This is a genomic window from Egbenema bharatensis FJBBOT/2019 (assembly GCF_048077055.1).
GTDB lineage: Bacteria > Cyanobacteriota > Cyanobacteriia > Elainellales > Elainellaceae > Egbenema > Egbenema bharatensis.
The window spans coordinates 7,443,125-7,455,065 of record NZ_CP182236.1 but is presented as its reverse complement, the minus strand read 5'-3'; the positions used below and the strand labels follow the sequence as shown (position 1 = coordinate 7,455,065).

Here is an 11,941-nt window from a genome sequence, read left to right as displayed (position 1 = left end):
TGGGCATTGCCCACCCTACTTCTCTCACTCCTCACTCCTCACTCCTCACTCCCAAACACAGAGGTTACTATGCAACAAGCTCCCATCGCACCCTACGCTCGTCACACTCGGCAGCATTTAGTCACAGAACAAGAATTTCTTTCCTATGAGTTAGGTAAATCTGTTAAAGAGTTGCCGCCCTTCTATACCCGGATTCTGGGCATTGGTATTAGTACTTTATTAGTCGGAACCTTAGCCTGGGCCTACTTTAGTAAAGTTGACGAGGTGGCAGTGGCTTCCGGCAAATTGACTCCATCGGAACAAATGCGCCCGGTTCGATCGATTGGTAATGGTAATATCCTGTCAATTTACGTCAAAGATGGCGATCGGGTACAGGCAGGCGATGTCCTGGTGGAAAAAGATTCCAGCATTACTCAGGCAGAAATCGATCGGTTAGAACAATCGGCTCAACTGATTCGAGAAGATATTGCCCGACTGGAAGCAGAACGGACTGGAACCAATAGCACCGGAGTCTTTTTGCAAGATCAGTTTTTGGCAGCTCGACTACGCGATTTTGAGTCTCGGCAAGCAGGGGCGATCGCAGAAGCCAATCGTCAACGGGCTGTGATCAACGAAACAAGAGTTCAGTTAGCCCGCTTACAGGATAACTTAGTAAGTGCGCGTTTAATCCACAGGAATGCGATCGAGCGAGAATCGAGAATGCGGGAATTAGCCTCTTCTGAAAATGGAGCCATTTCACAATTCGCCTATTTGAGCATACAGGATGAATTAACCACCGCACAAAATAATGTCAATTCACTAGAACGGGAAATTGAAGCCCAGGCTCAAATTATTCAACAGTCTGAACAGTCCTATCAGGCTACGCTAAACATGGCTGAACGATTAGGATCTGAACGACAAAGTGAAGTATTAGCCTCTTTAAATCAACGTCATCAGGATTTAGCTTCCTTAGAAGGACAAATTGCAGCAGCCCGTCAGCAATTAACTCTGGATGTCCTGCAAGCTCCCATTAGCGGCACTATCTACAACCTGCAAGCCTCCGTAGGGCCCGTTCAATCAGGGGAAGAACTCCTCTCGTTGTTGCCCGAAGGAGAAGAGATGATTTTAGAAGCAAGAATTCTGAATCGAGATATTGGCTTTGTGGAGCCTGGAATGCGCGTTAAAGTGAAAATTGCCACGTTCCCATTCCAGGAGTTTGGCACTGTAGATGGTGAAGTCGTCAGCATCAGTGCCGATGCCGTCATGGATGAATCCCTCGGCTTGGTATTCCCGGTTAAAGTCAAGCTGAATCAACAAACGATTCGCACAGTAGGACAAACTGAAACCCGTCTGCTACCTGGCATGACCGCCACAGGGGAAATCGTAATTCGCCAACGATCGGTACTTTCCTTCATCCTGGAACCGATCGCCAAACAACTCAGTGAAGCCTTCTCAGTTCGCTAACCTTCTTGTAGGCTGGGCATCTTGTGGGGTGGGCATCTTGCCCGCCCAGTCCACCAAGCAGAACCAGCAAACAACTCTTGTGGGGTGGGCATCTTGCCCGCCCAGTCCACCAATTAGTCATCAGGCAACCTTCTTATGTTAATGCTAGGAAACAAGGAAATCGCACGGCTATTTTTTGAGGAAACCTGGAGTAAGGGCAATCTGGCGATTGTCGATGAATTGACCAGTCCTGATTTCAAAATCCATTACACGATTTTTCCTCAACCCCTCGATCGAGAAGGCTTCAAATCATTCATTACAGATGTTCACGCTGGTTTCCCTGATTTACAACTAACGATTACAGAGATGATCGCGGAAGCAGACAAAGTCGTAATCTGCTGGGCTGCAAAAGGAACCCATCAGGGGCTTATTCACCTGCTTAACTTACCCCCCACCGGACGAGCCATCTCCTACACAGGCGTTGAAATGTACCGTCTGAGCGACGGCAAAATTGTGGAAGGACGAACCGAAGAGGATGCCCTGGGACTACTCCAGCAGCTCGGCGTAATTCCTGCCCTGTAGGGGCATTGCCCACCACCAGCGAGTCCCCACCACCAGGCACCCATAAAACAAACAGCACATAGACGATCGCTTACAGGGTTGGGCGATCGTTTTTCTGTGGAATTCGTTTTTCTGTAAGATTAAAGATTCACTTGTAGGTGTTTTTTTTGCTTTCAATTCAGTCTCCGTTGCAGGCAAGATGCCTGCGCTACCAGTTAAATCACCATACTTTAGGTAAATCTCACCATACTTTTCTGATATTTCACTGCATACTCCACTCCATACTTTCCTGTAAAGACAAACCTGAGTAGACTTTGTATCTTATAAACATGGAAGACAACCAATCAGCGGAAAACAAACGAAATCAGTTGATGAACGAGTTTTCTAATCGACTGTTGATTCAATTAAGTATGTATTAGACCGATAAAGTTAACCGCCATTACACTCAATCTACGGATGTAAAGCGAACTTACTGAAGGCAATCGATACTGATTGAGGCACTCGGTTAATCTTCTATAACTTCTCTGCATACACCAACGCTAACGCAAGTACAAAAAATACTGCACCCAACTCAAACAAGAAATTAAAGGAGAAACTTCAATGGTTACGAGAAGAAGTGGCGGCTCTGGCAACGACACAATCACAGCAGAACAATCAGGAATTTGGCCCATCAAATGGTGGGATAGCTGGCACATTGATGGCGGTGCTGGAAATGACAGCCTAACGGGGGGAGGAAAAAACGACACCTTACTCGGCGGCTCTGGCAACGACACATTGGTAGGACTAGATGGAGATGATTCCCTGGATGGGGGAACTGGTAATGACCGCATGATTGGCGGCAAAGGAAATGATACTTATGTTGTCGATAGTGAACAAGATCAAATCATTGAGCGCGATGGCGAGGGGACTGACTGGGTACAATCCCATGCTCGACGATACGTTTTACCTAATTTTGTTGAAAACTTGACCCTGATGAATGATGCAACTAAAGGGGTTGGGATTGTTGGAATTGGGAATAATCAAGCCAACAGAATTGAGGGAAACAGATGGGACAACGAACTCCGGGGCGGCGGCGGAAATGACACGATTGTTGGAGGGGGTGGTAAAGATACCATTTATGGAGATGCTGGTGATGATTGGTTATATGGTAGTGATAGTGGCTCTACGTTCTACGGTGGTGAAGGCAACGATACTCTAAGCGGCGGTGCTGGAACCACTTTGTATGGTGGAACAGGCAATGATACTTACCACATTCATAGCAACAACACACCAGTAATCATTGAATATGCCAATGAAGGAACCGATACGCTCATGGTCTTTTTGATTGAGAACGGGCAACCTCTGAATGAGTCTTATCGAATGTCCGATGATCTGCAATTTGTTGAAAGAGTACAACTTCATGGTGGAACGACTGGTGCTGTAGGTAACCGCTTCGACAATACGCTTATAGCGAATAACGGCTATGCCACCTCAGGTAGCTACCTGGATGGAGCGGCAGGTAATGACACCTTGCTGGGCGGAAAGTATAACGACACGCTAATCGGTGGCACCGGGTCAGACCGGATGGTGGGTGGTGATGGCAATGATCATCTTATCGGCTTGGGTGGTGGAGTCGATACGATGGTCGGTGGTGCAGGGGCAGACACCTTCTACCTCAAGGATTTCTACCGAAATAATCAGGGATACGCCGTCATTGAAGACTTTAGCCGCGCCCAAGGCGATAAGATTTCCGTTCAAGGACAAGCGAGTGACTATCTACTGAGGTTAGCTGATACGGCAGGTGTGAGAGGTTCGCTGAATGATATAGCTATCTTCCACAAACCAACCAATATGTTGGTTGGAGTCGTAGCAGACAACACAACTGTCACCTTGACGCAAGACTTCCAATTTGTTCCTGGTGCATAACCAACTGCAATTAGGATGATGTAACCAGGCTCAAGCAGGTTCTATTAAACAAGTCGATCGCCTCAATCAATGGGGCGATCGTCTACTCTACACAAATTAATTTCCTGGATTTAGAGTTTGTTCAGAATTCCTCTATAGAGAAGCCCTTTAACCCCTGTATGGAAGTTCAGCAAATAACCGGGTAATCCGTAGCGCAGGCATCTTTCTTGCCAGAGAACGCTCGACCGATCGCAATGACCCAATTTAATTTTTAACCTCCATCAATAATCCTCTAAAACCCTTCATCTCACTTAGGAGATTTCTACTATGCAACTCAGATATCGCGGAGCAACCTACCACGTCGATCCAGCTTATGCCCAATCCACCTATGGTGAATCTAACTACATTGAGGCGATCGGCACCTATCGAGGCTTGCGATTCCCCATTCACTCCTTCCGTCGTCCGCAACAAACATTCCTGCGAATGAAGCTGAATTTCATGGGTACTTCCTATGCACGTTAGCTGTAATACAAAGCACAAGGAATATCTTAGGAAACAGTCAGGAGTATTTTAGGAACACGGCGATCGTCAACCGCAGATTGGAAAGTTTATCGCCATTACCCAATTCCAAACCGATGGAGCGTAGAAAAATCTCAGCAAAAAGTACCCGCGCGGGTCATTCGCTTCCCTTCTCCTGGTTGCCATGATAGGGGCATCTACATTGAGTTTTCTATGAGGTACCGATATGACACGCCACGGTCAATTTTATCTGAGAGATAAACTTCCTCCCCAGGTGCGGATTCCGGCACGAGGGCGATTTGGCAGAATGTTTCATTGTGTGCGTCCCTTTGCCCAGGATACTCCCGCCGTTCGCAATGCTCTGATGGAGTTGGGTCGGAGTGAAGGGGTGATGGATCCTGGCGCTGGTAATAATCCCGATAACCCGACCATTCCCGCCGGATTTACGTTTCTGGGACAGTTCATTGATCACGATCTGACCTTTGATCCAACCTCCAGCCTGGAACGACAAACAGATCCAGAGGCGATCGAAAACTTTCGTACACCTGCCTTTGAGTTAGACAGTGTTTATGGTGCCGGCCCAGCAGCAACTCCCTTTTTATATGACAGTAGCCCGGAAAACCGCGGCAAGTTATTAATCGATGCGGATGCTCCCCACGATTTACCCCGCAACAGTCAGGAAATTGCGCTCCTGGGCGACCCCCGCAACGACGAAAACATTATCGTATCGCAGCTCCATCTAGCTTTTATCAAGTTCCACAATGCAGTCATCGACAAGTTGAAGGCAGGAGGCACTAATCCGGGTCAATTATTTGATCAAGCTCAAAAGCTGGTGCGCTGGCACTACCAGTGGATTGTGCTGCACGAATTTCTGCCCCTGCTGGTGGGTCAAGAGATGGTCGATCGAATACTGCACCGAGGCCGACGGTTCTATCACTGGCACTGGCGGCGCGAACCTTATATTCCCGTAGAGTTTTCGGTCGCGGCTTACCGTTTTGGTCACAGTCAGGTACGCGGCGGCTACATTATGAACGACTCCTTTAGGGCAGCGATCTTTGTGCCTCCCGGTAGTAGTGGCGATGATTTATCCAGTGGCAAACGATTAGAAACCCGTAAAGTAATTGACTGGCGACGTTTCTTTGAACTGGATGAGTCCATTACGCCTCAAAACAGTCAGCGGATTGATACCACCATCTCTCGCCCCCTGTTCCAACTGCCGTTTATTCCGCCCAATATGCCCTCTAACCCAGCTTCCCTGGCCCAGCGTAACCTGCTGCGTCATCTGACCTTTGGGTTGCCGTCGGGGCAGGCAGTCGCTCGCAAAATGGGGATTGCCGCTCTGACTGAGACTGATCTGGCGGATGTAGCAGCCGTTGGCGCAGGTCTGGAGAACAGTACGCCCCTCTGGTTCTATGTGCTCCGGGAAGCAGATAAGTTGGGCAATGGTCAAACCCTTGGCCCGGTGGGCGGTCGCATCGTGGCGGAAGTTTTCATTGGACTGTTGGAAGCCGACAATCTGTCATTCTTGGCGCAGGAACCGACCTGGAAACCAACGCTGGGAACGGATGGTGATTTCACAATGACTGACCTGCTGAAGTTTGCTGGGGTGGCGTAGCGAGTCTGCCTATCTTTAAGCCTGAATGGTAGGGGTGATGATGAATTGCCCCTATTTGGCATGAACCCCTTTCCTGATAGTACATTCCATCGCTTCACCATGCGATCGGTACGGCTGCTGACCAGTTGAGTGCCATCTGGATTGAAACTAACTGCCCATGTCCAACTTGTGTGACTATTCAACATATTCAATAGCTGTCCAGACGGTACATCCTACAGTTTCGCGGTACAGTGGTACTCCCACTTGCCAGCAGATTGCGAGTGGTTGAGGGACTAAGGCAGACAGCCCAAGCCCAATTAGCCGTTATGTCTATTTCTTAAACAATTCACAGTAGAAAATCTGCTTCTACTGTCACAACTACCCTATGCGAGGGAAGCTATCCTGCTCTTCCCTTCGCAGGAGTCATGAATGGAGGGGGAAACGCTTGCGCCACAATTGATTGCAGAATCGATAAAGATGCTTGACGCAAAATCTTAGCAGTGCCTATTTGGTGAAAGCAAATCTGCCATTTGCTTTTTCGCCATTGATATCAGTGAGTACAACAACCCTGTATTCTCCTGTAGCTTGGCTAGGGAGGAAAGCAAAGTAATGTTCTCCTGCTGCATCATATTCCATCGGGAGTTCTTGTTGAGTGCCATCTGGAAGCTGCACCTGCGCGGTTACGTCAGCATCAGCGATCGCGGTATGGTCATCTCCGGTTTGCAAATAAAAGTCAAGGTGAACCCCGTCTGCCTCAGTTAAGGGAACAAATTCCATGTGATATTTGCCCGTTTCCACAACCTGCCCTCCCTGTGCAGGTGCGGAATGATCTGTTGTAGACACAGATGCTTCAGCAGAGGTAGTGGATGCGTTTGGTTCTGCCGGAGAATTGACTGCTGTTTCGGATGCTGTTGCAGAATCCACATCTGTGGAATTTTGAGGCGGCGAGTTGTTTGCACAAGCGGTAAGGCTGATCACTGTTGAAAACAACGCCAGTTTAAACAACACCAGTTTGCAGAAAAGAGATGATTGGTTGAACATGGAAAATGACTCAGAAGATGAACGCATAATATACCTCAAGCAAAACACAACGACATTATATTTAGACACGCTCGATCGATTTTGGTTGATATTCATTTGCCAATGGCTCAGGCTCAGTTGGGTGATGAATATCAATTGCCTCAGCTTTGGGCACCAACCATCGTCCGAATTGGGCATACAGGGCAGGCAATACCAGCAAGGTTAATGCAGTTGAAGTAAATAATCCGCCCAGAACCACGATCGCTAGAGGTTGCAAAATTTCCCGACCTGGACCACTACTGATCACCAGGGGCAACATTCCCAGGGCAGAGGTAAAGGCAGTCATCAAAATTGCAGTGAGTCGCTCACTAGATCCCAGAAAAATCACTTTGTTTAACGGCATTCCTAAGGCAAGTTTGGCGTTGTAGTTGTCTACGAGTAGTAATCCATTTCGCACTGCCACCCCAAACAAAGTAATAAACCCAACCAGGGAAGCTACCGACAGAATGCCGCCGCCAATCGCCACCGAAAAAATGCCACCTACGATCGCCAAGGGCAGGTTGAGCATAATCATCACAGTTGCGGGAAAAGATTGGACGGTGAAGTACATCAATACCGCAATGATGGCGATCGCCAAAGCCCCGAAAACCAGGAGGTTTTGGGTTGCTCGTTGCTCTGATTCAAACTGTCCACCGTACTGAATGAAGTATCCCGGAGGAAACTGCACCTGCTCTCGGACTTTGGTTTGAATGTCTGCAACTACCGAGCCTAAATCGCGATCGGCAACATTGGAAGACACCACAATCAACCGAGACACATTCTCACGGCTAATGGAATTAGGCCCGTACCGTAGTCTACCTGTGCCAGTTGCACCAGGGGAATTTTCTGACCACCAGGAGTATCAATCAACAAGTTGCGGATAGTGTTGAGGTCTTGACGGGCACTCTCCTCAAACCAAACAACCAGATCAAACAATTGCTGTTCTTCTAAAACTTGGGAGACAACTCGCCCGTTCAATGCAGTTTCTACTGTTTCTGATAAATGTGCCATTGTTAGCCCATAGCGAGCGGCAGCAGCGCGATCGAACTGGATTTGAAGCTGACGAATCGGCAATTGGGGAGCTAATTGCAGATCCACCACCCCATCCACTGTGCCCATAATTTCGCTGACTTGAGTCCCTAATCGGCGCAGTTCGTTGAGATCAGAACCAAAAATTTTGACAGCGATCGCACTCCGCACCCCTGACAACACCTCATCCATGCGATGAGAAATGAATCCACCCACGTTGGCAGGAACACCAGGGAGTTTGGCAAACTCATCCCGCAGAGCATCAAGGGTCGCTTCCCGATCGTTCATGCCCTCATCACTCAGTTCAATATCCAACTCTGCAAAGTTTGACCCCACGACATGGGGATCACCAGGGGAACGCCCCGATCGCATCTGAATGGTTTCAAAGCGTGGGTTGTCTCGAAATGCTTCTTGGATTGCTAGCCCAGCGCGATCGGTGGCAGCAAGAGAACTGCCAGGGAACAGGTTCATTGACACAACGAGCGATCGTTCCTGAAACTCAGGTAAGAAAACCCGCCCTAGCGAGGGCAACACCACCAGCGAAGCGACCAAAGCTGCGACCGCTGCCAATAAAATCAGACGTGGACGGTTTAAAGCCAACAACAAGCCAGGATGGTATAACTTTTGGCTCCAACGAGATACCCAGGTTTCGTCATCTGGCAGGCGGCTATGGGCAAGCAAAAAGGCGCAGAGGGCGGGCGAGAGAGTCAATGCAACCAGGGTGGAAGCAAAAATTGCCACAAGATAGGCAATACCCATTGGCGCAAAGATGCGACCTTCTACCCCAGTCAGGGAAAAGATCGGCGCAAAGATCACAGCAATAATGACCGTGGAAAACAACACACTGGTTCGCACTTCCACTGAAGTGTCATAAACCACTTGAAACGGATGCTTAGGATTGCCCAACTGTTGATTACGCCGCAATCCGCGATAGCAGTTTTCCATATCGACGATCGAATCGTCCACTACCGAGCCGATCGCCACTGCCAATCCACCCAGGGTCATAGTGTTGACGCTCAAGCCAAACCAGTTTAGTAAAATCAGGCAAATCAAAAGCGACATGGGAATGGCACTGAGGGTAATCACTGCTGTGCGCCAGTTCATCAAAAACAGCAGCAAAATCACTGAAACAATAATGATGCCGTCCCGTAGAGAATCGCGCACATTATGAATTGATGCCTCAATGAAATCAGCTTGACGGAAAGTTCGGTGAATTGCTACGTCTTCTGGCAAGCTAGGACCCACTTCGTCGATCGCATCTTCCACTGCCTGAGTGACGGTAAGCGTATCTGCCAGGGGTTGTTTGTTGATGAGCATTACCAGGGCAGGTTCGCCATTCAGGCTACCGTTTCCTCGTTGCAGTGCTGCGCCCAGCGTCACCTGTGCCACATCCTGTAGCAAAATTGGAGTGCCATTGCGAGTTGCAACGACCGATTGCTGTAAATCTGCGATCGTTTCAATTCTGCCAATCCCTCGAATCAGAACTTCCTGATCTGCATCAATCAAAAATCCACCCGCTCCATTGGTATTTGCCCTTGCCGCTGCCGCAGTCACTTCATCCAAGGTGACGTTAAAAGCACTCAGCTTTTCTGGCTGAATCAGAACTTGATACTGTCGTTCCTCACCCCCAAAAACCGTGATTTGCGTTACTCCTGGCACTGCCAGCAGTCGATTGGTGACTTGGCGATCGACCAAGCGCCGCACTTCCATTAAGGAAGTATTCTCAGCCGTAAACGCATACTCCAAAATGATGCCTAGCGGCGAATTGAGTGGAGCAAGTTGTGGGGGTTCTACACCTTCGGGTAAGCGCCCTTGGGCTTGCTGAATTCGTTCGGTGATGAGCTGTCGTGCTTGATATACATCGGTATCCCAGCCAAACACAACGCGCACGGCTGAGGCTCCGGCTACCGAGGTCGATCGCACCGCCGTGACCCCCGGAGTCCCATTCACTGCACTTTCGATGGGCAATGTCACCAATGATTCCACTTCTTCCGGCGCAAGTCCGGGGGCTTCGGTCTGAATTTCCACCTGGGGCGGTGCAAAGCTGGGAAACACATCTAAAGGCATTTGGCTGATTGTGCGAATCCCCAATAGGGTAATTAACACAGCAGCAATAACGACGATCCATCGATTCGCGATCGACCATTTAAGAATTGCATTCAGCATGGTTTATTCGACCCCTGCCTTTTCTAAAGATTCTGGAGCTTTGGGAGATTCTGGTTCCATTAACTCCTCCAGGGTGACTCGGCTTCCCCCCGGCATGGGAGGCGTTACACGACGAGTTCTCCGTCCTGCCACAAATGCTCCTGCGGCAATCACCCCACTCACGGGCAACAGCGTCCACCAAGGCAACCCTCCAGAAGCAGCCTCACCAGGTTCTTCTATGGCTGCTGTTGGTGTATCTTGTACATCTCCCCGCAATGATTGGGCGTAAAGCTGTAAGCCCCCTTGTACTACCACCTGATCGCCTTCAAACAGTCCGTTGATGATTTCAATTCGATCGCCTGCCCTGCGTCCAATGGTTACTTCTACAGGTTCAAAGGCATCACCATTTTGTACAAAAACGAGAGTACGTCCATCCGCTTCCAGTAAAGCCGTGGTGGGCACAGTGAGCACAGCAGTAAGTGTACGATCGACCAACAATTCCAACTCAGCAAACATCCCTGGTTTTAGCAGATCATTGCTGTTTTCGAGTGCTGCCGTAACGGGGATGCTGCGTGTCTCGCCGTTGACCCTTGCCCCCACAACGACAACTCGCCCCTCAAATATTTGTCCCGGCAAGCTTGCCACAGTTGCCCTTACCCGTTGCCCGTTGGTAACAGCCGCTAAATCCTTTTCGTAGACGTTGGCAGTGACGAAAAGACGATCGCCATTAATGATTTGGATTAGGGGCGTAACGGCTTCTTCTACTGCCTCACCTAGCGTTACTGTGCGCTCGGCAACTGTGCCCGAAATGGGCGCAACAACAGTAACAAATCCCTCATTGCTAGCGGGGCTATTCAATTGCTGTAAACGAGCTTCGTAGGTGGCTGCACTGAGTTGAGTTTGGGTTTGCGCGGCTTCTAAAGATGCCCTGGCTCGATCAATCTCGGCTTCAGCTTCCAATACTGCTTTGCGGCTGTTTGCCTGGGTCAGTTGGCTTTGAGCTGCCGCTAAGTCTGACTCGGAAGCCAAAACCTGTTGTCGGGCGATCGCCCCAGCTTCTACCAATTCCTGATCGCGATCGTAACGCTCCTGCACAAACTGTAACTGTCGCTGTGCTGCTTCAATTTCAGCATCAGCGATAGCAACCTGCCGCTCATAGTTTTGTTGGGCAAGGGATAAGTTGGTTTGCGCCTGTTGCAATTCTACTTGAGCTTGGGCACGATTGCTTTGAGAATTCACTCGTAGCTCAATGAGTTCAGGAGCAACTACCACCGCCACAGGTTGCCCTCGCTCAACCCGATCGCCCGGTTGCACCAACAGCTCCGTTACGGTTCCATTAATCGGTGCATTCACCGCCACCTGCTGATCTGGCTGGGTTTCAATCGTTGCAGTCGTTTGAATTCCAACGTCTAAAAACTCCTTAGATACAGATTCCACCAAAAGCCCCAATCGTTGAGCGGTTTGTGCATCCACCCTTACCCCTCCTACGGGCTGGCTACTTCCTTGCTGAAATTCTTCACCGTGATCATGCCCAACATGGGCAAATGCAAGGTGCGGGGATGCAACCAACACCATCCCCAACAGCACAAAAGCGAGACGGCTTTCCCAACGGATGCGAATGCTAGCAGGTATGAAAGGCATAGTATTTAAGAAATACGCGATGTTATCACAAACCAACAGATGTAGACCACGGTCAATAGATCACAGTCAATAGATCACAATCAACAG

Annotated in this window: 7 protein-coding genes and 2 pseudogenes; 5 read left to right on the top strand and 4 right to left on the bottom strand. The window is 49.2% G+C overall.

The features are described from left to right. Positions 1-69 precede the first annotated feature (69 nt). From ACM1PF_RS34600 to ACM1PF_RS34580, 5 genes are all read left to right on the top strand, one after another. The gene (locus ACM1PF_RS34600; RefSeq protein ID WP_416671179.1) at positions 70-1,443 is read left to right on the top strand and encodes an HlyD family type I secretion periplasmic adaptor subunit; all 1,374 of its coding nucleotides are present in this window, start codon (positions 70-72) and stop codon (positions 1,441-1,443) included. A gap of 135 nt (positions 1,444-1,578) precedes the next feature. Beyond that, positions 1,579-2,004, top strand: a complete 426-nt coding sequence (locus ACM1PF_RS34595; protein WP_416671176.1) for an ester cyclase — start codon at positions 1,579-1,581, stop codon at positions 2,002-2,004. A 579-nt stretch (positions 2,005-2,583) separates the two neighbouring features. Further along, entirely contained in the window at positions 2,584-3,888 is a 1,305-nt protein-coding gene (locus ACM1PF_RS34590; protein ID WP_416671173.1) for a calcium-binding protein, read from the top strand. Between the two features lie 306 nt (positions 3,889-4,194). After that, a complete protein-coding gene (locus ACM1PF_RS34585; protein ID WP_416671172.1) occupies positions 4,195-4,389 on the top strand; it encodes a DUF4278 domain-containing protein in 195 nt (64 codons plus the stop codon). A gap of 223 nt (positions 4,390-4,612) precedes the next feature. Next, positions 4,613-6,001 (top strand): peroxidase family protein, encoded by a 1,389-nt coding sequence (locus ACM1PF_RS34580; protein ID WP_416671169.1) that lies wholly within the window; start codon positions 4,613-4,615, stop codon positions 5,999-6,001. Positions 6,002-6,096: 95 nt separating this feature from the next. Here the strand turns inward: ACM1PF_RS34580 and ACM1PF_RS34575 are convergent. The 4 genes and pseudogenes from ACM1PF_RS34575 to ACM1PF_RS34560 form a co-directional block, all read right to left on the bottom strand. Further along, positions 6,097-6,192: pseudogene (locus ACM1PF_RS34575) on the bottom strand (WD40 repeat domain-containing protein); the annotation flags it as partial. Between the two features lie 292 nt (positions 6,193-6,484). Then, positions 6,485-7,117 (bottom strand): hypothetical protein, encoded by a 633-nt coding sequence (locus ACM1PF_RS34570; protein WP_416671167.1) that lies wholly within the window; start codon positions 7,115-7,117, stop codon positions 6,485-6,487. Beyond that, a pseudogene (locus tag ACM1PF_RS34565) lies at positions 7,083-10,234 on the bottom strand (efflux RND transporter permease subunit). Before ACM1PF_RS34565 ends, ACM1PF_RS34570 begins: the two are co-directional and overlap by 35 nt. Before the next feature lie 3 nt (positions 10,235-10,237). Further along, positions 10,238-11,854: an efflux RND transporter periplasmic adaptor subunit gene (locus tag ACM1PF_RS34560; RefSeq protein WP_416671164.1), complete on the bottom strand. Its 1,617-nt coding sequence runs from the start codon at positions 11,852-11,854 to the stop codon at positions 10,238-10,240. Positions 11,855-11,941 lie beyond the last annotated feature (87 nt).

Excerpts from the sequence above, each read along its gene's own strand:
- ACM1PF_RS34600 (WP_416671179.1), top strand. The coding sequence starts at position 70 with ATGCAACAAGCTCCCATCGCACCCTACGCTCGTCACACTCGGCAGCAT.
- ACM1PF_RS34595 (WP_416671176.1), top strand. The coding sequence starts at position 1,579 with ATGTTAATGCTAGGAAACAAGGAAATCGCACGGCTATTTTTTGAGGAA.
- ACM1PF_RS34590 (WP_416671173.1), top strand. The coding sequence starts at position 2,584 with ATGGTTACGAGAAGAAGTGGCGGCTCTGGCAACGACACAATCACAGCA.
- ACM1PF_RS34585 (WP_416671172.1), top strand. The coding sequence starts at position 4,195 with ATGCAACTCAGATATCGCGGAGCAACCTACCACGTCGATCCAGCTTAT.
- ACM1PF_RS34580 (WP_416671169.1), top strand. The coding sequence starts at position 4,613 with ATGACACGCCACGGTCAATTTTATCTGAGAGATAAACTTCCTCCCCAG.
- ACM1PF_RS34570 (WP_416671167.1), bottom strand. The coding sequence starts at position 7,117 with ATGAATATCAACCAAAATCGATCGAGCGTGTCTAAATATAATGTCGTT.
- ACM1PF_RS34560 (WP_416671164.1), bottom strand. The coding sequence starts at position 11,854 with ATGCCTTTCATACCTGCTAGCATTCGCATCCGTTGGGAAAGCCGTCTC.